Source organism: Dehalobacter sp. MCB1 (assembly GCF_003590275.1).
Lineage (GTDB): Bacteria > Bacillota > Desulfitobacteriia > Desulfitobacteriales > Syntrophobotulaceae > Dehalobacter.
Genome location: NZ_LXPC01000013.1, coordinates 238,864 through 263,996, shown reverse-complemented (window position 1 = coordinate 263,996; position 25,133 = coordinate 238,864). Strand labels below are relative to the sequence as shown.

Annotated in this window: 23 protein-coding genes; 6 read left to right on the top strand and 17 right to left on the bottom strand. The window is 40.2% G+C overall.

Going from position 1 to position 25,133, the window contains the following annotated elements; genetic code table 11:
* Window positions 1–15 precede the first annotated feature (15 nt).
* From A7K50_RS11245 to A7K50_RS11220, 7 genes are all read right to left on the bottom strand, one after another.
* Complete coding sequence (locus A7K50_RS11245; protein ID WP_158582058.1) at window positions 16–1,176, bottom strand: Ger(x)C family spore germination protein; 1,161 nt, start codon at window positions 1,174–1,176, stop codon at window positions 16–18.
* 16 nt (window positions 1,177–1,192) lie between these two features.
* Complete coding sequence (locus A7K50_RS11240) at window positions 1,193–2,800, bottom strand: spore germination protein (RefSeq protein ID WP_119776290.1); 1,608 nt, start codon at window positions 2,798–2,800, stop codon at window positions 1,193–1,195.
* Window positions 2,801–3,365: 565 nt separating this feature from the next.
* Window positions 3,366–3,494 (bottom strand): hypothetical protein, encoded by a 129-nt coding sequence (locus A7K50_RS14500; RefSeq protein ID WP_282432345.1) that lies wholly within the window; start codon window positions 3,492–3,494, stop codon window positions 3,366–3,368.
* Between the two features lie 14 nt (window positions 3,495–3,508).
* Window positions 3,509–4,660 carry a uroporphyrinogen decarboxylase family protein gene (locus A7K50_RS11235; protein ID WP_158582057.1) on the bottom strand — a complete coding sequence of 384 codons (1,152 nt, stop codon included), beginning with the start codon at window positions 4,658–4,660 and terminating at the stop codon, window positions 3,509–3,511.
* A 92-nt stretch (window positions 4,661–4,752) separates the two neighbouring features.
* Window positions 4,753–5,388: a cobalamin-dependent protein gene (locus A7K50_RS11230; protein WP_119776286.1), complete on the bottom strand. Its 636-nt coding sequence runs from the start codon at window positions 5,386–5,388 to the stop codon at window positions 4,753–4,755.
* Between the two features lie 252 nt (window positions 5,389–5,640).
* Entirely contained in the window at window positions 5,641–7,020 is a 1,380-nt protein-coding gene (locus A7K50_RS11225) for a reductive dehalogenase (RefSeq protein WP_119776285.1), read from the bottom strand.
* A gap of 13 nt (window positions 7,021–7,033) precedes the next feature.
* Window positions 7,034–7,339, bottom strand: coding sequence for a dehalogenase (locus tag A7K50_RS11220; protein WP_119776283.1), 306 nt, complete (start codon window positions 7,337–7,339; stop codon window positions 7,034–7,036).
* Window positions 7,340–7,594: 255 nt separating this feature from the next.
* Here A7K50_RS11220 and A7K50_RS11215 point away from each other — a divergent pair, with 255 nt between their 5' ends.
* Entirely contained in the window at window positions 7,595–8,284 is a 690-nt protein-coding gene (locus A7K50_RS11215; RefSeq protein ID WP_119776281.1) for a Crp/Fnr family transcriptional regulator, read from the top strand.
* A gap of 251 nt (window positions 8,285–8,535) precedes the next feature.
* On the opposite strand, the gene A7K50_RS11210 is transcribed toward A7K50_RS11215, so the two are convergent.
* The 3 genes from A7K50_RS11210 to A7K50_RS11200 are packed head-to-tail and all read right to left on the bottom strand — an operon-like array spanning window position 8,536 to window position 11,489.
* On the bottom strand, window positions 8,536–9,777 hold the full coding sequence (locus A7K50_RS11210; protein ID WP_119776280.1) for an FMN-binding protein: 1,242 nt from the start codon (window positions 9,775–9,777) through the stop codon (window positions 8,536–8,538).
* 38 nt (window positions 9,778–9,815) lie between these two features.
* The gene (locus A7K50_RS11205; protein ID WP_119776278.1) at window positions 9,816–10,118 is read right to left on the bottom strand and encodes a dehalogenase; all 303 of its coding nucleotides are present in this window, start codon (window positions 10,116–10,118) and stop codon (window positions 9,816–9,818) included.
* An 18-nt stretch (window positions 10,119–10,136) separates the two neighbouring features.
* A complete protein-coding gene (locus A7K50_RS11200) occupies window positions 10,137–11,489 on the bottom strand; it encodes a reductive dehalogenase (protein ID WP_119776277.1) in 1,353 nt (450 codons plus the stop codon).
* A 372-nt stretch (window positions 11,490–11,861) separates the two neighbouring features.
* Here A7K50_RS11200 and A7K50_RS11190 point away from each other — a divergent pair, with 372 nt between their 5' ends.
* A complete protein-coding gene (locus A7K50_RS11190) occupies window positions 11,862–12,545 on the top strand; it encodes a Crp/Fnr family transcriptional regulator (protein WP_119776274.1) in 684 nt (227 codons plus the stop codon).
* Window positions 12,546–12,986: 441 nt separating this feature from the next.
* On the opposite strand, the gene A7K50_RS11180 is transcribed toward A7K50_RS11190, so the two are convergent.
* From A7K50_RS11180 to A7K50_RS11170, 3 genes are read right to left on the bottom strand one after another with little or no spacing between them, the layout of a single operon-like run.
* The gene (locus tag A7K50_RS11180; protein ID WP_119776271.1) at window positions 12,987–14,147 is read right to left on the bottom strand and encodes a 4Fe-4S binding protein; all 1,161 of its coding nucleotides are present in this window, start codon (window positions 14,145–14,147) and stop codon (window positions 12,987–12,989) included.
* A gap of 46 nt (window positions 14,148–14,193) precedes the next feature.
* The gene (locus A7K50_RS11175; protein ID WP_119776269.1) at window positions 14,194–14,496 is read right to left on the bottom strand and encodes a dehalogenase; all 303 of its coding nucleotides are present in this window, start codon (window positions 14,494–14,496) and stop codon (window positions 14,194–14,196) included.
* A 31-nt stretch (window positions 14,497–14,527) separates the two neighbouring features.
* Complete coding sequence (locus tag A7K50_RS11170; protein ID WP_243103732.1) at window positions 14,528–15,826, bottom strand: reductive dehalogenase; 1,299 nt, start codon at window positions 15,824–15,826, stop codon at window positions 14,528–14,530.
* A 370-nt stretch (window positions 15,827–16,196) separates the two neighbouring features.
* Between A7K50_RS11170 and A7K50_RS11165 the strand changes: the two genes are divergently transcribed.
* The 4 genes from A7K50_RS11165 to A7K50_RS11150 are packed head-to-tail and all read left to right on the top strand — an operon-like array spanning window position 16,197 to window position 21,029.
* Window positions 16,197–18,863 carry a molybdopterin-dependent oxidoreductase gene (locus A7K50_RS11165; protein ID WP_119776266.1) on the top strand — a complete coding sequence of 889 codons (2,667 nt, stop codon included), beginning with the start codon at window positions 16,197–16,199 and terminating at the stop codon, window positions 18,861–18,863.
* Between the two features lie 18 nt (window positions 18,864–18,881).
* The gene (locus A7K50_RS11160; RefSeq protein ID WP_119776264.1) at window positions 18,882–19,481 is read left to right on the top strand and encodes a 4Fe-4S dicluster domain-containing protein; all 600 of its coding nucleotides are present in this window, start codon (window positions 18,882–18,884) and stop codon (window positions 19,479–19,481) included.
* A 2-nt stretch (window positions 19,482–19,483) separates the two neighbouring features.
* The gene (locus tag A7K50_RS11155; protein WP_119776262.1) at window positions 19,484–20,326 is read left to right on the top strand and encodes a DmsC/YnfH family molybdoenzyme membrane anchor subunit; all 843 of its coding nucleotides are present in this window, start codon (window positions 19,484–19,486) and stop codon (window positions 20,324–20,326) included.
* A 25-nt stretch (window positions 20,327–20,351) separates the two neighbouring features.
* Window positions 20,352–21,029 (top strand): molecular chaperone TorD family protein, encoded by a 678-nt coding sequence (locus A7K50_RS11150; RefSeq protein WP_119776261.1) that lies wholly within the window; start codon window positions 20,352–20,354, stop codon window positions 21,027–21,029.
* A gap of 73 nt (window positions 21,030–21,102) precedes the next feature.
* Here A7K50_RS11150 and ccsB read toward each other — a convergent pair whose 3' ends face one another.
* From ccsB to A7K50_RS11130, 4 genes are read right to left on the bottom strand one after another with little or no spacing between them, the layout of a single operon-like run.
* A complete protein-coding gene (ccsB, locus tag A7K50_RS11145; RefSeq protein ID WP_119776259.1) occupies window positions 21,103–21,948 on the bottom strand; it encodes a c-type cytochrome biogenesis protein CcsB in 846 nt (281 codons plus the stop codon).
* Window positions 21,914–22,717, bottom strand: a complete 804-nt coding sequence (locus A7K50_RS11140) for a cytochrome c biogenesis protein ResB (protein ID WP_119776257.1) — start codon at window positions 22,715–22,717, stop codon at window positions 21,914–21,916. The genes ccsB and A7K50_RS11140 overlap by 35 nt, the downstream gene beginning before the upstream one ends.
* A gap of 26 nt (window positions 22,718–22,743) precedes the next feature.
* A complete protein-coding gene (locus tag A7K50_RS11135; RefSeq protein WP_119776256.1) occupies window positions 22,744–23,454 on the bottom strand; it encodes a response regulator transcription factor in 711 nt (236 codons plus the stop codon).
* A 20-nt stretch (window positions 23,455–23,474) separates the two neighbouring features.
* Complete coding sequence (locus A7K50_RS11130) at window positions 23,475–25,097, bottom strand: ATP-binding protein (RefSeq protein WP_119776340.1); 1,623 nt, start codon at window positions 25,095–25,097, stop codon at window positions 23,475–23,477.
* Window positions 25,098–25,133: the final 36 nt, after the last annotated feature.

Sequence of the window (25,133 nt, the reverse complement as noted above, 5' to 3'; positions counted from 1 at the left end):
TTCTAATGCTCCTTTTTAAGGAATCTCCACCGGCTTGGTAATTCTTCCGGGAAAATTAAGCTGAGTCTTAATATTCAAGCCGAGATCTAATTGTTGGAAAATATTCTCCCAATCGGCTGAAATTTTTTTCCATTCTCCCGGTTCCTTCCTGTGGATCTCCTCTCCAAAACCAAAGATATCGGCATTAAGCTCTTGGGCTTTTTCCAAAGCAGCATTAATTTCATTTTCTATCACTGCTGCTGTTCTTTTCTCTAAATCCTCAAATCCCGTGGGGGTCGCCATGCTTTCCTGACCTGACTGGCTTCCGAGATCGCCTTCAACCCGAATCTCTATTTTGAATTGAAGCTTGCCGTCAGCAATCGTAGGAATTATCTTGGTGTTGGAATGGGTGATCTCTAACATGGCCTTTTCTCCATCCGTTCCTTCGACCTCAATAATGCCGTTTTTGATCTCATTTCGTATCCATAAAAGACCGCGCGTTTCTTGGCTGTTCAGTTCACCTGCGTATTTATCCCCTTTAAAAACCGCCGTTCCTGCTAGCCGGAGTTTTTTTTGCTGACCTGCACCGGCAATTTCGATGATCGGCAGGATTGAGGATGTGGACCTGCTCATCAAACTTGAAATAAATTGTTCCAGATTGACTTGACAGGACTGAGAATTTCCTCCCTGTAATTCGACCAAACGGCTGATTTCCTCTGCCGGCATATTTCCTAACAGCGGCGGTACATCAAGGATCTCGTTTGCTTTGCTTTCCGAAAGAAGAACCCAGACATTTAACCGCGCCTCCTGGTTCCTGACAAAAAAGTCGATATGCTTCTGAAGACCCTCTTCCGCTAATTCCCGGCTCAGGACAATTACCTGATTATGCGGGAAATAGAGTTCCTTGTTCACCTCATGAGAAAAACCACGTAGGATATCAAGTTCGTTCGCCCCGGTGTCCGTGACGTTCGTATAGTTTTTCGAACCGCCGCCGCTTTGATCCTTTGGACTTGATTTTCCATTGACCGGTTTAAAAATTTCTATGGTCATACGGACATGATCACTATCCGCCTTGTCCAAGCCGATTCCCGAAACAATTGCCAGCGAATTTAATTCATGCCGACCCCAACAGCCGCTTAGTACCAAAAGCAAGCAGCTAATAAATAAGATTTTCATAAATAAACTGATCTTTCTCATGGTTCCCTCATTAAAATCATTTCCTGGTTTTTTTGGATTTTTCAGAGACATACTCGGGGCTTAATCGGAACTCCTGTTTTTGGGGATCATGCCAACTGATGGCGCGCGGACGAAAGATCATTGCCCAAAAAGGGGCCCTTACAAATGTGTCTTTCATATCGCGGAGGCTGAAAGGCGCCAGCGGTGATAAATACGGGGTCCCGAAGGATCGTAATGAGGCCAGATGGACGAGCAATGCCAAGAAAACCAACATAATTCCATATACTCCCAAAGTACCGGCAAACAGCACAAAAAGAATCCGTAAAATCGCCTCTGAATCGGTCTGTGCCGGCAACGTAAAACTGGCGATTGCAGTCAACGCCACTACAATCACCATTGGCGAACCGATCAGACCGGCAGAGACGGCTGCCTCTCCGATTACCAACGCACCGACAATGCTGACAGCCTGACCTACAGGCCGGGGTAAACGGATTCCGGCTTCTCGCAAAATCTCAAAGATGAGACCCATGAGCAGCGCTTCCATCACAGATGGAAAAGGAATGCCTTCTTCCGCAGTTGCCATTGTAAACAGTAGGGGAGTTGGAATTAATTCCTGATGAAAACTGGATATAGCAACATAAATTGCCGGAGCAAGGATACCAATCATAAAAGCGATAAATCGGATGATCCGGACCAAGCTGGCGTAAAAAGGCCGGATGTAATAATCCTCCGGACTTTGAAAGCTTTCAATGAAAAGTGCTGGCACGGTTAAAACAAAAGGAGTTCCGTCAATGAGGATTGCTGCCCGCCCCTCCAGCATTTTGGCTGCGACAATATCCGGTTTTTCACTATTGCCTACCGTGGCAAAAAGTGAAAGCGGTGCATCTTCGATATATTGTTCAATATATCCTGACTCCAGAATCACATCTGTTTGAATCCGGTTGAGCCTGCGGTTAATCTCCGAAATCAGTTTCGGATTGACAACTCCTTTTAAATAAGCAATACAGACCGTTGTCTTAGATTGTTCTCCTAAGATCAATGTTTCTAAAGTAAAATTTGGATTTTTCAACTTTCGTCGAATCAATGTAATATTCGTAATAATTCTTTCCGTGAATCCTTCGCGCGGCCCCCGGACAACAGAATCCGTCGGAGGCACCTCCACACTGCGGCTCTCTCCCCCTCCGCCGATCATAACTAACGCTCCTGAAGCTCCATTAATCAAAAAAACAATGCTTCCGGATAGACACTCTTTTATGACTTCTTCAATGACGTTTACTTCTTTAACATAGCCAACGGTAAGTATTGTTTTTTTTATTAATTGCAGCAGTTCCTGACCCGCCAAGGCAGTACTATCTATCCGTTTATCGTTCATTAATGGTTTCATGATATTATTGTTGAGGTTATTGAGATCCGCCATACCATCCAGATAGATCAGTGCACTTTCGGTTTCTAGCTTAGATCCTAATGAAAAGTCCCTTATTATGAGATCCATACTATTGCCTAGACTACTACGGATATACTCAACATTTTTTTTTAGGTCCTTGGATAGCCGCCGACAGGTTTTCTGTGTTCGCTTGACCTGCTCATTGTTTGAATTTTGGTTCTGCCACAAATAGCGTATTTTTTTTATTATATATTGAAACAAAATTGTGCGCACCTTCCACTATTTGGTTATTAACCTTATTATTACCACTTCAAAAAAAATGATACCCCAGATGTTAAATTCATAAATCATTTAAACCGCTTTATATCTTCCGCTCAGGGGTTAAACATACGAAAAACTGTAATCTCAACAGCGATGATACAATTTTAACCCAAATAAATATTCGACGATAAAACAATATTAAGCATAAGCAAAAACCCACCGATAAATTGTCCACACTTTACCGGTAGGTTTTTGCTCAGTCCCATTTAAATATTCTGGGCAACATTAACAATATTTTCGGCTGAAGTTATTAAGACGGACATTGCATCAACGATTTGCTCTGTAGCCATCGTTTGAAGTCATTTCCAAAAAATATCATTGATCGTTACGTTCTTCAAAACGAACAATAATGTATAGATTCCCATACAACAGGTGTTGGCAGGCACAACATTAATTAAAGGGCAAAATAGAATTTGGTTTTTCAAAATAATCAGGGAGATAGGCATTAGAAATATTTGAAAAGATAAAACAAAGTATCCTAATTCCAAGCATATTACTCGAAAATCTATGCCATTACAAGCATTGTCATCATTGCTTTAATAATCCCTTCGGCCATAGGCGCAGGCATATTGTTCTTTTCGATGAGTACTTTTTTTAGTTCTTCAAGACTGTCTGTAAGTTGATAATTTTCCATACTTCCCTCTCCTTTTAATATTTTCCGTTTTCATGAATATATTGACATACTGCCGCTAAATTTTCCGGTTTCGCATCATTTAAGGAGACCAAATTTTTGTCGGTTGAAAAAATATAGTTGCCACCGGGCGCATACAACTGTAAACATTCCTTGGCTTTGTCGAGACACTTTTCTACCGTTCCAAGTCGAAGGAGATCAATAGGCATTCCGCCAACTATGCAAAATTTATTGCCAATGGAATCTTTTATCTTCTTCAAGTCACCATGTTCAAACAGCCCAATCATGTCTCCATCCGGCAGTCCCTGCAGAATATCAAGATAGGGCATCCAATTGTTTTCCATAAAGAAGAAAATCTTATAACCCCGCTTTACGGAAACTTCATCTACAAACTTACTCATAAATGGGAAGTAAAATTTTTCAAAATCTTTTGGTTTTAGAAAAGTCGGCAGATGTAGTGGCACAAAGATTACTCCCTTATTATCCTCCGGAGTCGTATAGGCACCTATGGCCATCTCCATAGATGATATAAACAAGGCCTCACAAGCAGCATAAAATTCTTGTGGTTTCCTTCTGATATCACTGGATACCCCAACAAAATCCCGTAAGTAATCAAGTAACATGTCCGGAGAAAGGATAGCCAAACCTTTGGCCAATACCGGGAGTCCCAATTCGTTTTCAATTCTTCCGTCAACCACGGCATTATAGTGTAAAAACTCCATCATTTCGCCAACGGCCTTTTTAAGACGCCCAAGGTTTCCTTCTATATCATTTTTTAAAACAGGAAACTTCCGCGGAATAATAACATTAACAAAAAAATTAAACGGATTTGCAATCAATTGTTCATATTCATCAGGCATCATAGTTTGCCCATGGCTACCTTTTATAACAAAACCTTTATCGGTCAAGGTATACAAACCTTCTCCAAAATTACTCAACATCTTTAACGGAAAAACATTGCCATTTTCTAGAATTCCATCCAAATAAAATTCTTCATTTATTTTATTATATACCTGAAATAATATATTCGGGTCTTTAACATACGCATCTTCCACACTAACTCCGGCATGGTAGGGACCGAATGTTTCTATGATTGGAAGAACCGGAACCCTATCAGGAGTACCTCTCTTAAAGGCTGTATTCAATCTTGTCAATTTTTCCTGATACAAAGGGTTAATATTTGTCATTTAATTTTCCTCCTTTTAGTAAATAAAAGCCTTTATTCACGTATTAGAAGCAGTTTTTAACATTTTCTTGCCTTTTAACTTACCCATTTCTGACATATCTTTACGCCTTCAGCTGCATTGGTTGTAAAGGCATCTGCTCCAATTTGTTCACATGCATTGTTTGTCACGGGGTTTCCGCCAATAATAATTTTTACGTTCTCTCTTAGCCCCGCTTCTTTTAAGGCATCAACCGTATTTTTCATAGATTCAAGGGCCAATGTTAAAACACCGCTCATACCCACGATTTCCGGATTAACCTCCTTCACTCTTCTCACAAATTCACTGGCAGGCTGGTCTATCCCCAAGTCCAATACGTTAAACCCAGCCGCTTCGGCCATGCTCCTAAAAATGTTTTTCCCAATATCATGTAAATCCCCCGCAACAGTTCCCAAGACGATTTTCCCCCTATTGCCTTCATTTTCAGCACTTAGAAAAGGTTTTAGGGTTTCAATGGCATTCGCTAAGAGTTCTCCAGCAAAGATCAGATCTCCAACAAAATATTCTCCTTTTTCAAATTGGTCACCAACAATTGACATTCCACTCTGACAAGCGGCTACTACTTGCTTAGCATCGTCTTCAGAAGGATTTGCCTGAATAAAAGTGTTGAGCAATGAAAGTACCTTCTCCTCGTCAAGTTCCCCTATTGCTGTTGCTATTGCGTCTAAATTCATACTTAAGCCTCCCCGCACAATTTTTTTACTAGTCCTTATTCAATTTCCAAAGGACTCCGGTTTAGTAAATGATTAATATTATTATAGATAAAATAAATATTTAGATAAAATGAAAATGAACAGATTCCTACTATCCAACAGGTGTTAGATGTATGTACCTCCTTAATTAGGGGATAACATAGAAAAATGTATACGGCCCACCTAAATCAGAAGCGAGCCGTATAATATCATTTTCAGATTAAACTGTACGAATCAGCTCGGCATCTGGATTTTATAAAACTCCGGCCATTCCAGCCACCATTTGTATTTATCAATAACTTCAGTGCCGTAACCAAACATATCATCAATTGATTTAAGCAATTTTGAGGCAGCTTGACCCTGACTTCCGATCCATATTCCTGCTTCATGGAACCAAGAGTCCTCCTTGGAACTCCATGGACATACTTTAATACATCTACCGCAACTAACACCTTCTTCGTTACTGCAACGGAATTCCGTACACTTCTTCGAATCAGTGTTCCAACGCAGATAGCCGTTATATGGCACAGGATCCAGGTCGAGGGTAATCGCTTTAGAAGGACATTCATCCGCGCATTTTTTACAAACCCTGCAAAAGTCCAACATTCCGAAGTCGATCGGTTTGTCCAGAGCCAGTGGTAAATCAGTCGTTATGGCAGCAACTTTTGACCGGAATCCAAACCTGGGGTGAGCGACACAGTCCCCCGTTCTGGTAAGTTCACCCATTCCGGCAGCGATAAGGCAAGGTCCCATAACGGCTTCATAGTTGCCAAAATGTTGGGCTCTGGCGTTATAGCCGAGAATTCGGATGTATTGTGCCATCATTACCGCAATATTTGCAGAAGCATGGTAACAACGTGTGGATTGCGAAACGGCGATTCCATCATAGCCTGTTGACGCCAGATACGTTTCCAAGTGTTGTTCCACTGCCACAACAATGACATTGGGAAGACTGGCAGTAACCGGTTTCTTTGTAATTGTCGCATCCTTTGAAACCATACCTGAAGCAAAAGCCCCCTGGGTAGGCTCCATTGTACTTGCATAATAAGCGTAGGAAGGCATTTTACCGATACCTACTTCGTCAGCCCTCAGATAATAAGCAAGATCTTTAATATGCTGCGACATCTGTTCCGGATCCGGAATCGGGAGTCTTTCCTGTGAAACAGGACCATCGACTATCTCCGGACCACTAATAGTATTAATTGCTATAATATTACTGGTTGCCAGCGGACTCCTTAGACCTGACTGATAATACCCATATTTTGCTTTCTCGCTAAGCAAACCTCTAATAGCTAAGCAGAATCCCCCGTCTTGTTCATCAAATTTTTGAACTTTTCCTGTAATCTTCGATGTCCCCAGCCATTGATCATTATGTTCTGCAGAACGAACAGAGGCTCCTCCATAATTTGCTTCGGGACGTAATTTGGACCATTTCCCTTTGGCAGGCTGATAGCTTAAGCTTGTCGACGCAGCGTTGGCCATCTTGGATGGCGCAGCAATCGCTCCCATGACACCGACCGCAGCTGCAGCCACGCCGGTTTTCAGAAAACCGCGCCGGCTTACTGAAAATTGTTGTTTGAATGCTTTTTCTTTATTCTGAGAAATCTCCGACATTCACTTTCCTCCTCTAAGCCTGTAATGACTTGGTCTTTTTCTTTGCGCCGATAAAACCTAAGACTCGGGCTAAGACGATAGCCAAAATAAGTGCAATCCCCCCAAACAGGAAGATCGCCGTGCTCGATGCCTTGACGTGTCCAACGCTTGCGTTGATGTAAACAAAGGAAACCCCTATACAAGCAGTAACAAATAAAATAACATATAAAGCCCATATTGATACGGTTTTCCAAGTCTTATCCTGTTTCGCACGAGGTTTAATAAAAAGAACACCAGCTAAAAATAATATACCCGCCAAAAATATTAGTATTGTACTCATTTGTTTCCTCACCTCCTTAATTATCTTTTTTAATACAAATCTGTAATTACTGTATAAAAAATAAACAAGAATGTATAGATTTCTAGCCAACAGGTGTTGGCTAGATAACATTATTTTAATTTAATGACAAAATAAAATTTATTTTTAAATAATTTAAGCTGGTATTTGACAAAAAAACAGTGTAAACTAAATATGTTTCAGTGATAATTAGGAAAATACTTTTTCAAAGAAAATCCATGATAGGAGTTTGATTTTATGAAAGAGTGTAGACCCTTTTCACGTATTGTCAAATTTCGTGATATCCCCGAAAAATTATTGGACGTAGGGGAAGAATTATTCTTTGCTAAAAATAAAGTAGTCTTTTCTCAGGGGAATGTTCCAGACAGATTTTATTATATTAAAGATGGTCGGATCAAAAGTTATAAATACTCTCCAAGGGGTAATGAACAGATACTTACCCTTCTTGAAAAGGGTAGCATATTCTTAGAATCTGGTGTACTTTTCGATATTCCGATTGACAATTATTTTGAGACTATGGAGGACTCGCATTTAATTTTCTTTAGAAAAAAAGACCTTTTAGAATTATTGGTAACAGACATAGATGTAACACTATATGTAATGCAATCAGTTTCCCGTAAATTTCATTTTTATGAGTATCTTTTCGACGAACTACAATTTTTTAATACAGAGTGGAGAATATGCAACCTGCTATTAACATTTGCAGATCATTTTGGGATAGAAGTAGATAATAAAATTAAGCTGAATTTTAAAGCTAGTCAGCAATTAATTAGTAATATTCTTGGTGTCAATCGAGGGACGACTATTAAAATATTCAATAAATTAAAAGAATTGAATTTAATCGAGCAAACGAACGGCTTTTACTTTATTAAAGATTTGAAGCAGCTAAAAAATCATCAAGCCGAAATATGCCTTATGGATAGCTGAGGTATTAGGTTAAATCATCTAGCCAAAACATTTAGGAATTATTGCATAACCTTATCTCGGTCACCAATAAAAAATGACCAAGGCTAAAAAACCAAGGTCACGATGATTTTTGTAGTTTATTATCAAGTACAATTTTTAGTCATTAGGTTAATAAACAGCATGATAAGCCTGAATTTCACTAATCACAACCATAACGGTGACAGCCGATATCAATACAATAAATAATAAATCCCCCATACTTAATTTGCTTTTCATCCTTTGACCTCGATCTTATTCAATTCATTTACAGATCTTGCTTCAATTCCCTTGCTTCCCCGAACCTTTTTTAATTTGGCTTTTTCTAAAATCCCCATGACATATCTCCTGGGGCGTAAAATGATCTCATTGAGTATCAAGCCCGGACAAAAGAACCTGCACCAGAATCTGCTGATAAAGAAAGAACTAAAAACCACGACCGGCAAAATAAGCCACTGGATACCAAATCCCTGCCGTCCAAATAAAGTGGCGAATGGTTCATAACCGGCAAAACTCGGTGACTTCGTCAGGAACGCGCCTATGAGTGCCAGGTAGATGAGTATATACCTTAGTTTAGCCGCTTTTGCTTCGATCGCTTTATTACAGCATTTGAATTTACCCCCGCCCACTTTGGCCGTGATTTCCTGCAAAGCGCCAAACGGGCAAAGCCAGAAACAGTAAACATTCTTTCCTATTATAAAGGTGATGACCGGGATTCCGATTAAGAGGATATACCAAACGACGTTTTCACGGATAGATGGGAAATTCCCCATGAAAAGTGCAGCTATATTTGCAAGCGAAATGGGCGTATTATATTGAAAGCCAATGAAGACTAAACTGCCTATCAGGGCAACCCAGCGCAGTTTTCTCTGTTTGAATGCGGCGCCAATCACCGTCAGGATAACCAAAGCGATAACGGCAATTTCCTTAGACCCGAACTTAAACGGTTCAACCTCATCCTCCACATCCAGTCCGAATTGGCTCCTGGCTACGGCATGGCTGCCTTGGGAAACTGCTTTGGCAATTCCCCGGGAAGAAAAGGTTGCGCCCGATATCCGGTCGATATCCTTGTTAATGGACAAAGGGTCCGTGATGTCTTTTCCGATGAATTTCTCCAGATATTTCTGCTCGATGACCTTATCGATAAAGGATGGCGTATCCTTATGGGCGGCAATAACCGTCCCTACAATTTTTCCTTTGGGGTTAATTCCTGTGACCATTTTAATCGGACCGCCGTAAGCAACCGCTTGCTCGATTACAACGTAGCCTATTTTTTCATCCCTGCCGTTTTTACCTTTTGTTTGCCCTTCGTATATAACAGGGGAAGACGCAATCTTTTGAAAAGATTGCGCTTCCGGAAAAACTTGATTCATAAACGGTATGATATCGTTATCTGTATGAGTCCAACTCAAACCTAACGTTAGGAAGAATATAACTGTTGCTGAAAGAACGATTATTTTTTTTGCTAGGTTTTTCATTTCTTGCTCCCGTTACGTTAATATCTGTTTGATTGAAATTATGCGGCCTCTACTTTATCAGCTTTCTTTTTGGAGGGTATCAAAGAATTTAACCGTACCGTAACGATAATGAAGACAAGGAGAATTGCTCCGAAGATTAACAGCCCCATGCCTGCGGCCTGCATCTCACCTTCGCCGATGCTGCTGACGATCCAAGCCAGAGTAAATCCTCCCCAAAGTACAGAGATCACAGTTAAAATCCAGCGGTTTACGGACATTTTCCCTGTAGCCTGGAATTTGATGTATACAAACCATATGGATGATGCCATCAGTGCCCCTAAGATTAACCAGAAGACAATCATATTACCTTTCCTCCATTCTTATTTATTCCAGAAGTTCTTAACTGCATCTGGAACGATTATTTTCCCATACCCGAACAAATCGTCGAAAAACCTCAGGAGCGGTTTTGCCGGAGTCCTTGTTGCTAGTTTCGCTAAATCATGGTGCCATTCCTGGGTTGGTTTGTTGTAGGGGCAGACTTTAATACAAACTCCGCAGTCACTGCCGACTTCTCCCCATTGGGTCATGCACTTCACTCCATCTACCGCCCACTTTTTGACTCCCGGATTGGTTGATTCCTTTACTTTGAAACTTGGTTCATCATCATGGGATATTGCTTGGGAAGGACAGGCATCCGCGCATTTCTTACAAGTCTTGCAAAATTTCATCGCTCCGAAGCTAATCGGTTTATCAATGGCCAAATCCATATCCACGAAGGTTTTACATATCCGCTGTCTAGGTCCGAATTCCGGCGAGATCATAATACCGATCCTGCTGAGTTCCCCTAGTCCGGCCTGAATAGCTAAGGGGACGCTTAAAGCCGTATCGTTGGAACAAGGTATGCACTGGTAGCCTAATGTCCTGATAAATGTAGCCAACTTACGGGAGGTAACACCCATATTGGAGTAGATATTAGCCGAAGAGGCTGTTTGGGGCAAGGCCGGGGCAGTCTGATAGCCGTCGTAATCCATTTCAAGAATCATTACAATCACATGGCTAGGCGTAAACGGAAGCTTATTGGGAATAGGACTATTCGGATTCGGATGGTTCGGATCAGCAGCCGCAACCGGATCCATGACCTCAGAATAGACCCACCGTTCATCATAGGGGGCAATCCCCACTTTACTTGCTCCAAAATACATAGCGGCTTTTTTAATTATAGCGCTTGCAGCTTCAGGGCTTTCAAACTTATACTTGGTAGGATTTACGTCACTACCCCAATTTGGATTTACTTCACCTTTCCAAGAAAAGAGCCCTATCGATTGGTAACTTAAGGTTGCCTGATAATGATTGATATCCTGTTCAATGGCCCATGAGCCGTTATCTAAAGCAACTTCAAGCTGAGTCCAGCCCGGTCCGCCAGTTTGCGGTATTGCCCCCATCCTTTTTCCAAAATATTTTGCACCTCCGGGGCAAGTTAAAACCGGAGATAACCTAGTGTAACTATACCGCTGATAGTCAGTGGAGATTTCCACCGGCATCGTATCATGCTGTACAATATCTGCAGCATCTGCGACGCCGTTTCCTCCTGTTAATTCAGAACCGAACAGTGCCGTTCCAGTCGCTCCAACTCCTAATCCAAGTGAAGTTTTTAAGAATCCCCGTCTGCTGAGTTTTGTGGATAATACTTTTTTTTCTTTTTTCGCGTCAGATTTTTCATTACCCAACTCCATCGTCATCTCCTCCTAATAGAATTTGTTTTTAAAATAAGATCTTATTTGCCTTTAAGATATCATTTTTTCTAAAAAAAGATACGAGTATGAACTACAGGTGTAGTCTGTACAACACCAATTTATTTTTAAATGAGCTATAATTACTTTGAATATTAATACCAGGTATGAACAGAATAACGACAGTGAAAATCATTTCGAAATTAAAACAAATGAAATAATTGAACAGATCAACGGATATTACCATATCAAAGACATCCGTCGATTGCGGAAGTATCAACAAAATATCAAAAACAATTTATGCAAAACTAATGTAGCGTTAAATGAATTTTTATTATAATTAAGCATGGACTAATTTATCTGGGAGTTGATTTTGTGAAAGAATCCTTCGGACAATTTCCTAGAATTTACAGGCTTGAAAACATTCCCGAGGCACTCATTGGAAGAGAAACAGAAGTCTTTTACAAAAAAAATACGATTATTGTATCTCCAGGTGATGTCTTAGAAGGCTTTTATTATATAAAAAAAGGCAGGGTAATCGCCTTTGAATACTTTCCAAAAGGCAATGAAGAAATTTTGTCCATTCTCGAAGAGCGCAGTATCTTTTTAGAGTCTAATGTCCTTTTAAAAGTACCTGCTTTCTGTTATTTTAAAACGTTGGAGGATACCTTTGTAAATTTTGTAAAACGTGAAGATCTTCTGGAATTATTGGCCAAAGATTTAAACGTTACTCTTTATGTTATAGAATCTATTGCCATGAAATTGTACTCTCATGTTAACCATGCGGATGAAATACTCTATTATGATTCGGAATGGAGAATCTGCAACCTATTATTAACTTTCGCCGATAATTTTGGGGGAAAAGAGGACAAAAAAATAAGGCTGAATATTAAAACCAGCCAGCAGTTTATTAGTAATTTACTGGGTATTAACAGAATAACTACTACGAAAGTTATTTCAAAACTGAAACAAATGAAATTAATTGAACAGACTGATGGGTATTACTATATCAAAGACATTCAACGATTACGGGAGCATCAAAAAAATATTATTATCTAGAGGTTTTTCTAACCTCTCCACAACCGACCTAAGTTTTTTGAAAGCCTCTCCTGTTTCAAGGAAGCGTTGGAAGCTTTTTGGGCAATCGTTTCTCTTCCTGACTGATTCATTATTGGCTGTCGAGATTTCATTAATTGGGCTAAATTCTGAATCGCTTGGTTAAGTTCTGCCGAGATAGTACTAGTCTCGCCTGATATCGTTTTAATCCGTTTAAATCCTTGACTAACATAAAATGACCTGGGCTGAAAGCCCAAGTTATAGAGATTTATGATACAGATAATTTTTATACACTTTAGTTTGAATCTTTGATTAAGAAATAAAGTGATAAGCCCGCCATTCACTTATCACAATCATAACGGCGACAGCCGATATCAATACAATAAATAATAAATCCCCTAAGCTTAATTTGCTTTTCATTCTTTGACCTCGATGTTATTCATTTTATTTTTCTAAAATCCCCATGATATATCTCCTGGGACGCAAAATGATCTCATTGAGTATCAACCCCGGACAAAAGAACCTGCACCAGAATCTGCTGATGAAGAAAGAACTAAAAATCACCACCGGCAAAATAAGCCACTGGATACCGAATCCCTGCCGGCCAAACAAAGTGGCGAATGGCTCATAACCGGCAAAACTCGGTGACTTCGTCAGGAATGCCCCTATCAGTGCCAGGTATATGAGTATATATCTTATTTTAGCCGCTTTGGCTTCGATTGCTTTATTACAGCATTTGAATTTACCGCCGCCTACTTTTGCTGTTATTTCCTGCAAAGCGCCAAACGGGCAAAGCCAGAAACAGTAAATATTCTTTCCTATTATAAAGGTAATCACCGGGATCCCGATTAAGAGGATATACCAGACCAGGTTTTCACGGATTGACGGCAAATTCCCCATGAAAAGTGCGGCTATATTTGCCATCGAAATCGGTGTATTGTATTGGAAGCCAATGAAGACTAAACTGCCTATCAGGGCAATCCAGCGCAGTTTTCTCTGTTTGAATGCGACGCCAATTACCGTCAGGATCACCAAAGCGATAACCGCAGTTTCCTTTGCCCCGAACTTAAACGGTTCAACCTCATCCTTCACATTGAGCCTGAACTCGCCCCTGGCTACGGCATGGCTTCCCTGGGAAATGGCCTTGGCAATCCCCCGGGAAGAAAAAGTAGCGCCCGATATACGGTCGATATCTTTGTTAATGGACAAGGGGTCCGTGATGTCTTTGCCGATGAATTTCTCCAGGTATTTCTGGTCGATGACTTTATCAATAAAGGATGGCGTATCCTTATGGGCGGCAATAACCGTCCCGACAATTTTTCCTTTGAGGTCAATTCCGGTGACCATTTTAACCGGTCCTCCATAAGCAACCGCTTGCTCGATTACGACGTAACCTATTTTTTCTTCCCTGCCGTTTTGATCTTTCGTTATCCCTTCGTATATAACAGGGGAAGACGCAATCTTTTGAAAAGATTGCGCTTCCGGAAAAACTTGATTCATAAACGGTATGATATCGTTATCTGTATAAGTCCAACTAAAACCTAACGTTAGGAGAAATACAGCTGTTGCTGCAAATACAATCATCTTACTTAATAGTTTTTTCATAATTTTTTTATTTTTGCTCCTGTTAAAGGTCTGCCTCACTCTGATGTTATGCTGCTTCTGCCTTATTAGCTTTCTTTTTGGAAGGTATCAAGGAATTTAACCGTACCGTCACGATGACTAAGACAAGAAAGATCGCTCCGAAGATTAACAACCCCATACCTGCCGCCTGAATCTCGCCTTCGGCAATACTGCTGCCGATCCAAGCCAGAGTAAATGCTCCCCACAGTATGGAAATCCCACTTAAAATCCAGCGGCCTACAGACATTTTACCTGTAATCTGAAATTTTAAATAAATGAACCAAACAGATGATACCATCAACACACCCAGAAGCATCCAGAATATCGTCATTTTATCTCTTCCCTTCTTATTAATTATTTACTTATTTATTCCAGAATTTCTTTGTTTCATCTACGACATTTGCTTTTCCGTATCCAAACAAATCATCGAAGAACCTAAGAATTGGTCTTGCGGGTGTCCTTGTGCCCAGTTTCGCTAAATCATGCTGCCATTCGTCAAGTTTATTGTACGGACATACTTTGATACAAATTCCGCAGTCACCGCCATTTTCACCCCAGAAAGAAGCACATTTTTCTCCATCTGCAGCCCATTTTTTAACTCCCGGATTTGTTGAGACAGAGCCGAGTTGAAAACTTGGTTCTTTTTCTTTCGAGATGGCTTCTGAAGGACAAGCATCCGCACACTTCATACAGGTTGTGCAGAATTCTTTAACCCCAAAGGTAATCGGTTTATCGACTGCCAGCGGCATATCTGTAAATACTTTGCATAACCTTACTCTTGGACCAAACTTTGGTGTAACAAGAATCCCTATTCTGCTAAGTTCCCCTAATCCTGCATGAATAGCTAGAGGTACACTTAAAGCGGTATCGTTGCCACAGGGTATAGCCTGATAACCTAACCTTCTTACAAAAGTAGCTACTTTGTGAGCAGTAGCACTCATGTTCGAATAGATATTTCCGGCCGCGGCGGCTCCAATGAGTGCAGGGGCAGTCTGAAAAGCTTCATAATTCATTTCTAAAGCCATGACAATGACACTTTTAGGCTTAAATGGCAAATTATTTGGTACGCTTTCACGTGTTTTCATATTAACTACGGTAGAATATACCCATCGCTCGTCATAAGGAGCAATCCCCACCAGACTAGCACCCAAAAATGCGGCTGCTTTTTTTATTGTCTTACTCGCTGCTTCCGGGCTTTCGAATGTAACCATGTTAGGATTTACTTTACCTTCCCAGGAATATAACCCATTCCCCGCTATACCTGCAGCGCTTCCTTTATTAAAATCATTTTCCACAGACCAGGCTGCAATATCAAGCGCAGCATCGATTTCACTCCAGCCATCCCCGCCCTTTTGAGGTATCAAACCATCTCTTTTCCCTAAATAGCTATCAAAATAAGGCTTGATTTTAGGATCTCCAGTCCGACCACGTATGATAACAGTATTTTTTTGTTCCATCCGTTGATAATCCGCTGAGATTTCTACCGGCATTGTATCGTGCTCAGTTATTGACAGACCAGCGGCAAGACTATTCTCTGGATTAACTAGCATATCGTAACTTAGAACGCTAGCCCCTAATCCGATGCCGATAGAACTTTTTAAGAAATTCCGTCTACTTAGTTTTAATTTTATGTCCCTGAAGTCATTCTCTTTTGAATCCATATTCATTTCCCCTTTCTTTTTTTTTAAATTATCATACTTCTTAAAAAGGAAATAGCACCCTAGGCAACAATGAATAGAACTTTTAAATAACGGTTATGGACCCCTATATTATGGCAGCAGAATTAGGTGGGCTGTCCAAAAAACGGTGAGTTAATAATAAAATAATATTTTATTAATATTTTGCTAATACATCAGAAAGCTATTTTACGAAATGGTTAATAAATTTGTGATAAACTACGATATTGTATAATGCTTACTTTTTCAATGAGCTGCGAAAGGAGGGGTAGCAATATTTTATTTACAATAAATATCTATCAATTAAAACAATGAAGATGAATTGAAGATGAATTTGAGGAGGGGAAAAATCTGTATGGCCGATGTGATAGACAGGATTTGTGATTTAAGTCTTAGCAGAAGAGCCTTTATTAAAGCCAGTACGGCAGCTGTAGCCGGATTGTCTCTGGCAGGATGCGGCAATACGTTAAAAACTGTAAGTACGCCTGTAAAACTAGAGGAAAGATGGGTCACCGGCAGTTGTATTTATGATTGCGGCGGAAGGTGCTTGAATAAAGCATTAATCAGAGACGGGATCGTTATCAGACAAAAGACTGATGATACCCACCCGGATAGCCCTGATTTCTTTCAGCAAAGAGCATGTAATCGCGGCCGTAGTCTTAGAGAGCACGTGTTTGCTGCAGACAGGCTTAAATACCCTATGAAACGCAAGCATTGGGAGCCCGGTGGCGGAAACAAATCTTTACGCGGTATTGATGAATGGGAACGCATTTCCTGGGATGAAGCGTTAGACATTTTGGCCAGTGAACTAAAAAAAGCAAAAGAAAACTATGGCAACCGTTCAATATTAATTCCGCACACCTCAACCCGGGATAGGGACATTAATAAGGTAATAAGTCTTTATGGCGGATATGTCTCGACTTGGGGTACAACATCTTTTGGTTCATGGGGAACGACCGCCACGAAGGTTGGTTATTTGTTTTTTAGTCCAGATCCAGTTAATGACAGGATAGATATGCGCAAATGCGACACTGTCATAATGTTAGGTTTGAATCCAGCCTGGTCATCTCCTGGAAGCGCTTTCTATCATTATTTGCAAGTTAAAGAAGCCGGGGCAAAATTTATTGCTATTGACCCTTTCTACACCGATAGTGCCGCAGCTTTAGGGGCAGAATGGTTACCTGTACGTCCAGGTACAGATACAGCTCTGTTATTGGGTATAGCCCATACTTTAATTGTTGAAGATGATCCTGTAACAAATCCTTTGATTGATTGGGACTTTTTGAAACGTTGTACAATTGGTTTTGATGCAGAGAGCATGCCGAAAGACGAAGATCCTAAGGAGAACTTTAAAGATTATGTTCTTGGAACTTATGATGGTCATCCAAAATCTGCGGACTGGGCTTCAAAAATCTGTGGGCTTGAACCAAGGCAAATTCGTTATATCGCCCATGAACTAAGAAAAGATAAGAAGGTAGCTTTTTTGTCCAGCTGGGCGCCCGCCAGAACCAGTAATTCAGATGGATTGCCCCAGCTTATGATGACATTAGGTGCAATGACCGGCCATATTGGCAAATCAGGCCATATGACAGGATGCTCTGTTCACCGAGGTGGAGGTAACGGTGGGCCTTACTTTTTGTACAAAGTTGGTGCAGACAAACTGCCTGCAATACCAAGAAAAGTAAATGACTATATTAATTTTTCAGACCTTTGGCAAGCTTTATTGGATGGTCATTATAAATCTACCGGTAACAAAGCTTTGCTGAAAGCTGAGGAAAAGGAATTAGATATTCATGTAATTTTACAGTCCAGTAGCAATATCTTAGGAACTACACCCAATGTATTAAAGGGAATTGAAGCAACTCGCAAAGTGGACTTCGTTGCAGGCCTGGGTCAATTTCTGACGGCAAGTGTAAAGTATTCTGACTTAGTATTGCCCGTTACTACCGGTTGGGAAAACGTTGGTGAAATTAATCGTTTAGGTACAAAAGAAGCTTTGATCATATCTACCCAGGTAATTGAGCCCCTTTATGAAGCAAAGACTGATCGTTGGATTGCAATTGAGCTGATGAAGCGTCTAAGTCTTAAGGAAAGTGACCTGTTTCCTTTTAGCGAAAAACAAGCCTTTTTTAATACGATTGCCAATACAACAGTAATCGATCAGTCCGGCAAAGTAACAGTTCCCGCGGTCAAAACAGAATCTTCTGCTAATTTGATCATGAACACAACAGTAATTCAGGATGCCGCCACATTTGTCCCATTGGCTAGGATCACTGCGGAAGATATTACTGAATGGGGTGTCCAAGGAGCTCCGCAAGATGGGATAGTTCCTTTTAAAGAACTGCTGGAAAAAGGTGTCTATCAAATTGAAAGAAAACCCGGTGATAATTTAGAGTATATTGCTTTTAAAAAATTCGTGGATGACCCTGAAGCGAATCCATTAAAAACCTCAAGTGGGAAGTTTGAAATTTTCTCTAGGGATCTTGCCAATACGATTAACAACATGGGTTATTCCTCCATAAAACCTATTCCAACTTATATTCCACCAATAGAAGGTTATGAAGACACCTTCACTGATTGGAATACCCAGACGAAAGGAGAATATCCATACCAAATAGTATCGCTTCATCATTTAAGCAAGGCTCATACCAATTTCTCCAATAACCCCTGGTTAATGGAGGCTTGGAATAACCCGATATATATGAGTTCCAAAGACGCAGAAAGCCATAAATTGAAGGAGAACGATACCGTTCTTGTCAGTAGTAAATACGGAAAGGTCTTAAGAACGGCGCATATTACAGAGCGGATGATGCCAGGTACAATGGCGATCCATCACGGATGCTGGCCAGATATCGACAATGCCACAGGGATTGACAAAGGTGGTTCGGACAATGTTTTATTAGGAACACCTGCAACCGGTGCCGGATTAAATGCCTATAATTCCTGCCTTGTCAAGATTGAAAAATGGACAGATACACCCTTAATTCCTGATGTAGAAAAATCACTGGATATTATTTTTTAGAGAGGAGGGTAAACATTTATGGGAAAATTAGGATTTTATTTCAATATGGATGCTTGCCCTGGCTGTCGTGCCTGTCAGGCTGCCTGTAAAGATAAAAATAGTTTAAAAGTTGGTGTACTTTTTCGTAAAGTAAGATCATTTGAGACGGGCAATTACCCTAATCCTGGAGTCTATCATTATTCCGGTTCCTGCAATCACTGCAAGGATCCTAAATGCGTAGCTAGCTGCCCTACCCGCGCCATGCATATTGATGCAGATGGTACAATACAACATGACGAAGATAAATGTATCGGTTGCCGCTATTGTACCTGGAATTGCCCTTATGGAGTGCCTCAATTTATCGAAGAATTGGGAAAGGTAGGAAAATGCGATGGCTGCAAGGATTTACGGGATCAGGGAAAGAACCCGGCTTGTGTAGATGCTTGCAATATGCGTGTGCTTGAATGGGGAGATATTGACGAATTGAAAGCTAAGCATGGTGATTCATTGACCAGTGACCTGCCTATTCTACCACTCTCTACTGTCACAAATCCTTCATTGCTGATTAAACCCAGAACAACAAGTTTACAAGAGAATCCACGGGAGTTTGTTCAATATTCTCGAACAAAGGGGGTTTAAAAATGGGAGAAATCGCTTTATTGATTTTTTCACTTTGTCTGCAGGCCGCAATTGGAACTATGTTGTGTATAACATTGGGTAAAGTGTTTTATAAAGATCTAGTATTTAAAAAAGCCGTTTTAGTAACGGCGATCTTAAGTGTCATCGGTGTCCTCGCCTCCTTGATTCACCTGGGACGCCCCCTGTCATTCTTAAATTCTCTCAATCACCTTGGAGGTTCTTGGTTAAGCAATGAGGCATTCTTAGCGGGGATCTTTATGGGAATAACCGTATTATATGCCTTAGTCCTTTATGTAAAACCTAATAATCAAACTTATAATACAGTACTACGATACGCTGGAAGCCTAGTTGGTCTGGCCACTGTTTTCACTATGGCAAAAGTCTATGCTACGACAGCTGTTCCTGTATGGCAGGGAATCAACACATATGTTGATTTTTATGCTACCACAACTGCTATAGGAGTTATGATTTTTATTGTAGCAGGTTTCAAAGAAATCAAAAATATTGATAAAAGGCTTTTGGGAATTATTATTCTAGCTTCTGTGATTATTCAAGTGACCTTTGCAGTTCCCAATGCGATTGGCTTAAGTCTTAATGGAATGGCTGCCCAGGCAAGTGTCAAAATATTAAACGGAATGAGTGTGGCTGTTGGTCTGAAGTGGCTGCTTATTTTGGGAGGGGCAGGAATCCTGATGTGGTCTGCAGCCCAGGAAACGGACTTCGAAGCGACAAAATCTTCAACAGGATGGATTTATTTTGCTGGCCTTATGCTGGTTATCGGCGAGCTTATAGGCAGATATGTTTTTTATGCGGCTATGATGGCTACTACTGTTGGATTGACTTAAGCGGGTAAAATAAGGAGGAGAGCCTATGGAAATAGCATCCGGACAGGATAGTATAGCCATACTTTTGGCAAATAGAACTTATCTTTATCGCTTATTGCAGAACTTTTTTGGAAACGAGCCTACTTCGGAAGCAATCGCTATTCTAAACAGCGATCATACCACGACCTCATTTTATTTGCTGTCTATAGAAGATAGTCTCGAACTCATAAAAGATTTTGCGGAGCAATTTAAAAGCAATAGCGAAGAAACTTTGAACAAATGTCGCTGTGAATATACAAGGCTGTTTATCGGTCCTAATCGTCTGCCTGCTCCTCCTTGGGAATCTGTGTATGTAATGAAAGAAAGGTTAATCTTTCAAGAAAGTACATTCAAAGTACGGCAATGTTACTTAGAATATAATTTTCTTCCTGTTCATTACCGCTTGGAAGCTGATGACCATATTGCTCTTGAACTGGATTTCATGGTAAACCTTAGTCGTCTTGCAGAATCAGCTTTTGAAGTAAAAGATATGGATAAAGTGCGAAGGATTTTGGGAGACCAACAAACTTTTTTAAATGAACACTTGCTGGTTTGGACTCCCCAATATATTTCAGATTTGCAAGCGGCAACTCTCCACCCTCTGTATCAGGGAGTAGCTAATATGTTGAGAGCGTTTTTAAATGCTGACCGGGATGTCGTTAAAGAAATATTGGCCTCTCTTTAATATTTCTTCCAATTCTCTAAAGAAAACACGGCTTCAATATGCTAATTGGAAGCCGTGTTTTCTTTTCATTGACTCAAACATAGCTGTGCAAACTTGGAAGAAGAATATTTACACCGGCAAATGTGAAAAGAACGACGATAAAGCCGATAAGAGTTAGGATGATGGTGAACTTGCCTTTCCACTTCCCCCTCATCCTGATATGCAGGTAGGAAGCATAGATCAGCCAAGTAATTAGTGCCCACGTTTCTTTTGGGTCCCATGACCAATAGGATCCCCAAGCTTGTTCTGCCCAGACAGCTCCTGAAGCAATGACCAAAGTGAGAAAAGAGATACCAACGAGAATCATTTTATAGGATATTTCCTCAATTGTATTGGGGTTGTAAGAAGTGTCTGAAGAAATAGGAATTCTCTTAGACAATTTTAGCCGATCCATCCAAAGATAGATGATCCCTAATGCAAAAGAAACAGCAAACGACCCATAAGCGATAATTGCTGTTAGAACGTGAAAGTAAAGCCAACTGCTTCTTAAGGCAGGCATGAGGGGCCTGACTGAGTTGTCCATGAAAAACACAAGAAGAACCTGTATGCTGGTTATCATTATTAAAACAATAGGACCTGCCTGTTTAAAATTATATCGGGATTCCATAAGTAGATATACCACAACGGTTCCCCAATTAAACAGCAGGAAAAACTCGTACATGTTGGACAATGGTGGGTAGCCTGTCCATATATACCGGATAATTAAGACAACGGAGTTGATAATCAAACCACCGATTGTCATATTCTTTGCGGCCATACCAATTTTTGTTTTCAGTAACCCATCCATGGATTTGATTGAAATATGTTTAATGTACAAAAGAACGGCGACACCGTAGCATAAGATATTAATTATTAGGAGGGGCCTTTCCAAATAATCCATTCTTTTTATCCTTCCTCAAAAATTGCTTTTTCCCAATCAATAAGAGAAAAAATCCGGTACATAGAAGAAAAAAACCAGCCATTACGACAGGTATCCCAGGATCCTTCTTTATTTTCAAAACGGAATAGAGTTCTGTTCTTTTGTAAGTAAGCGTGATATCAGGGCTAACCTTTATTTTGGTTCCTGGTTGCATAAGAAATCGTCCCGAATAGATTCCCGCCTCATGTTTACTTAGCATGTACCCCGAATCCGTTTTGGATATTTCTACCGAGATGTTTTTAGATAATTGCACAGGAGTATCATCGGGAAGATTAAGTGTCTCATACTTGCCGGTGTTTTCAAGATCCATTTCATGCATATATCCATAACCGCTCTGGTATATTTTTATCCCATCAGATTTAATTGGGTGGTTAACTGCCGTTTTACCAACAACTTCAGCAAGGCCATTTCTTTTCATAACGATTTCAGACTGCCAGTTGGCAATCTGCCCATTGTCGTCATAGATTATCTCAAAGCTTTTTAGGTGAACGGAACAGATGTCTGCAAAAGGATTAGGTACAGCAGTGTCTTTGTCCGGAAAACAGAATAGGTCCGTTTCGCCTCCAAAGCTTTTTATAAAGGCTCCTAACAAAATGATAATAACAGCAAAATGGATGAGCCATGGAGCGAAATGGATTAAGTGATTATCAGTTTGTTTTTCTGATAATAACCGAACAAGCTTTGGAATGCGGACCGCTCCTGTCTTTATGGAAGCGAGGAATTTCAACATTTAATCCTCTCCCTTAAGAAATCAGGTCAGTCGATACTACAGAATTTATATCCCACGCCCCAAACCGTTACAATATATTGGGGCCTAGCCGGTTCTTCCTCAATTTTTTCCCGGATTTTTCTTATAAATACAGTAATAGAGCCAGTATCCCCAACATAGTCTTCGCCCCATAAAATATTAAAAAGCTGCTCCCGGGTAAAGACCTGTCCGGGATTATGCGCCATAAAGCAAAGAAGCTCGAATTCTTTTGATGTTAGCTCAGCTTTTTGTCCCCGTATCTTTACTTCATAATGTTTACAATTGATTTCTAGATCCTTTATTTTGAAGATATTCGGATGATCCATCGTTTGTTCATAATTGGTAAAATGAGCTGTTCTTCTTAGTAGGGCTTTTATTCGCAGCGACAATTCTACAGGGCTAAAAGGCTTAGCGATATAATCGTCAGCTCCCATATTAAAACCTACGCTTTTGTCAACGATATCTCCTTTCGCTGAAAGCATGATTATCGGGACAGGACTGTCCATTCTGATAATTCTACAAAGTTCAAATCCATCCATTTCAGGCAACATGACATCAAGAATAAGAAGAGAAGGCTTCTCTCTTTTAAATGTCTTTAAAGCGGTTTCTCCATTGCAAGCATAACAGAACTGATAACCATCTTTGATTAATATTTGTTCTACAACTCTTCTTATGCTTTCTTCATCATCCACGAGCATCACTTTAAACTTTTCCGGCATCGAATTCTACATCCCCCTCCTTAAATGTCTCTGGCAGGAATACCAACGGTAAAAGTACTTCCTACATTTGGTTTGCTTTGAACTGTAATCCATCCGCCATGAAGCTCTGCCAGCTCTTTGGCGAGAGCCAGTCCTAAACCTGTTCCTCCATATTTTCTTGAGGTAGAGCTATCCGATTGCGTAAATTTTTCAAAAATATATTTGAGATCTTCTTCCTTAATACCTATGCCCGTATCCTTTACGATTATCAGTACTTCTTTTTTGACTATATCATAACTAATCCTAATTTGAACCTTACCATCCTTTTCCGTAAATTTTATCGCATTTCCAGCAAGGTTTTCTACGATCCTGCGAATCTTTTCTGGATCAGCTTTAAATAGTGGTATATTGGAGTCTATTTTAATAGAGAGATTGATGGCTTTATTTCTGGCGAGGGGGATAATGACTCCTTCCACAGAGGCAATGACATCTGCCATATCCATTGTTTCCAAGACAATTTCGTTCTTACCCGCTTCAATCTTAGCCAGATCTAAAATATTATTAATCATTCTTAAGAGAATCTCGCTGTTGGCCCGGATTTCTTCCAAATGGCGCCTTTCATTAATCCCCTCAAAAGATTTTTCAACGAGAAGCAACTCGGTGAAAGCGATAACAGAAGTAAGCGGTGTTCTTAATTCATGACTCATGATTGCAAGAAACTCAGATTTATAATTATTTACCTCTTTCAATCTGAGGTTTGCCTCTTCAAGCTCTTTTTGGTGTTGTTTAAGAATCTCATTTGCTTTTTCCAGTTCAAATGTTCGATCCTCAACCTTTAATTCCAGGTTATTATAAAGATCCCTAAGTTGAATGATCATTTGTTGAAAATGCAAGGCTAACTGCTTAATTTCCCCTTCAGCATGTAACCCAGTAAGGTCGACATCCAGGTTACCACTTCCAACCTCGCTAACCGCTTTCTCCAGTTCACTTAATGAACTTGTTACCAGTCTTGTCACCAATAAATAGATGGAGATGACGCAGACAACAATGAGGAGAAGAAAGAAAAAAGCATTTCCCTGTAAATTGGTTCTTGTATTTTCTAAAAATATATCCATGGGCATAACAAGACTTAGGGCCCCGCCGGAATCACCTACTTTATATCCTTCCTTAGGATGACCGGTTACATCAATTTCTCCTTTGGGCTCACCATGGCAGGACAAGCAAGATTCTTCAATTTTCAACGGAGCCATATAACGGAATACTTGTTTGCCATCTATAGTATCGATCGCCCAGTATTCTCTCAACTTAGGGTCAATTTTAAAATGTTGCAGGACATTCAATTCAAAATCATCCGGCGCATTTTGTACGTTTCGATATAAGATATTAGTGGGTTTAAGATGGTAATTGGTTAATTCTGAAAAAAATACTCCTATCCCCATGGTAACTGTAGAACAATTCATATGTTTAAATTCAAAGTTACCCTCTGCGTCATAGTTTATATTATCCTGGTTAAGTGAAATAAACTCCCAGGTAGCGATTTGCTGTTTTGTGATTACCTCAGCCTTTTCCTTCATTTCATTCATGGCCTGACGATGTTGTAATTTGTAGTCCCAGATGAATTTAATGCCTAGTACGATAACAACAATCAGAATAGTTGCTGCCATGAAGCGAAAGGTCAGATTGTCTTTTCTAAGCTTCAA

Excerpts from the sequence above, each read along its gene's own strand:
- A7K50_RS11245 (WP_158582058.1), bottom strand. The coding sequence starts at position 1,176 with ATGAGAAAGATCAGTTTATTTATGAAAATCTTATTTATTAGCTGCTTG.
- A7K50_RS11165 (WP_119776266.1), top strand. The coding sequence starts at position 16,197 with ATGGCCGATGTGATAGACAGGATTTGTGATTTAAGTCTTAGCAGAAGA.
- A7K50_RS11135 (WP_119776256.1), bottom strand. The coding sequence starts at position 23,454 with ATGCCGGAAAAGTTTAAAGTGATGCTCGTGGATGATGAAGAAAGCATA.
- A7K50_RS11155 (WP_119776262.1), top strand. The coding sequence starts at position 19,484 with ATGGGAGAAATCGCTTTATTGATTTTTTCACTTTGTCTGCAGGCCGCA.
- A7K50_RS11215 (WP_119776281.1), top strand. The coding sequence starts at position 7,595 with ATGAAAGAGTGTAGACCCTTTTCACGTATTGTCAAATTTCGTGATATC.
- A7K50_RS11175 (WP_119776269.1), bottom strand. The coding sequence starts at position 14,496 with ATGACGATATTCTGGATGCTTCTGGGTGTGTTGATGGTATCATCTGTT.
- ccsB (WP_119776259.1), bottom strand. The coding sequence starts at position 21,948 with ATGGATTATTTGGAAAGGCCCCTCCTAATAATTAATATCTTATGCTAC.
- A7K50_RS11150 (WP_119776261.1), top strand. The coding sequence starts at position 20,352 with ATGGAAATAGCATCCGGACAGGATAGTATAGCCATACTTTTGGCAAAT.
- A7K50_RS11170 (WP_243103732.1), bottom strand. The coding sequence starts at position 15,826 with ATGGATTCAAAAGAGAATGACTTCAGGGACATAAAATTAAAACTAAGT.
- A7K50_RS11140 (WP_119776257.1), bottom strand. The coding sequence starts at position 22,717 with ATGTTGAAATTCCTCGCTTCCATAAAGACAGGAGCGGTCCGCATTCCA.
- A7K50_RS11200 (WP_119776277.1), bottom strand. The coding sequence starts at position 11,489 with ATGGAGTTGGGTAATGAAAAATCTGACGCGAAAAAAGAAAAAAAAGTA.
- A7K50_RS11210 (WP_119776280.1), bottom strand. The coding sequence starts at position 9,777 with ATGAAAAACCTAGCAAAAAAAATAATCGTTCTTTCAGCAACAGTTATA.
- A7K50_RS11130 (WP_119776340.1), bottom strand. The coding sequence starts at position 25,097 with ATGGCAGCAACTATTCTGATTGTTGTTATCGTACTAGGCATTAAATTC.
- A7K50_RS11160 (WP_119776264.1), top strand. The coding sequence starts at position 18,882 with ATGGGAAAATTAGGATTTTATTTCAATATGGATGCTTGCCCTGGCTGT.
- A7K50_RS11225 (WP_119776285.1), bottom strand. The coding sequence starts at position 7,020 with ATGTCGGAGATTTCTCAGAATAAAGAAAAAGCATTCAAACAACAATTT.
- A7K50_RS11230 (WP_119776286.1), bottom strand. The coding sequence starts at position 5,388 with ATGAATTTAGACGCAATAGCAACAGCAATAGGGGAACTTGACGAGGAG.
- A7K50_RS11220 (WP_119776283.1), bottom strand. The coding sequence starts at position 7,339 with ATGAGTACAATACTAATATTTTTGGCGGGTATATTATTTTTAGCTGGT.
- A7K50_RS11205 (WP_119776278.1), bottom strand. The coding sequence starts at position 10,118 with ATGATTGTCTTCTGGTTAATCTTAGGGGCACTGATGGCATCATCCATA.
- A7K50_RS14500 (WP_282432345.1), bottom strand. The coding sequence starts at position 3,494 with ATGGAAAATTATCAACTTACAGACAGTCTTGAAGAACTAAAAAAAGTA.
- A7K50_RS11180 (WP_119776271.1), bottom strand. The coding sequence starts at position 14,147 with ATGAAAAAACTATTAAGTAAGATGATTGTATTTGCAGCAACAGCTGTA.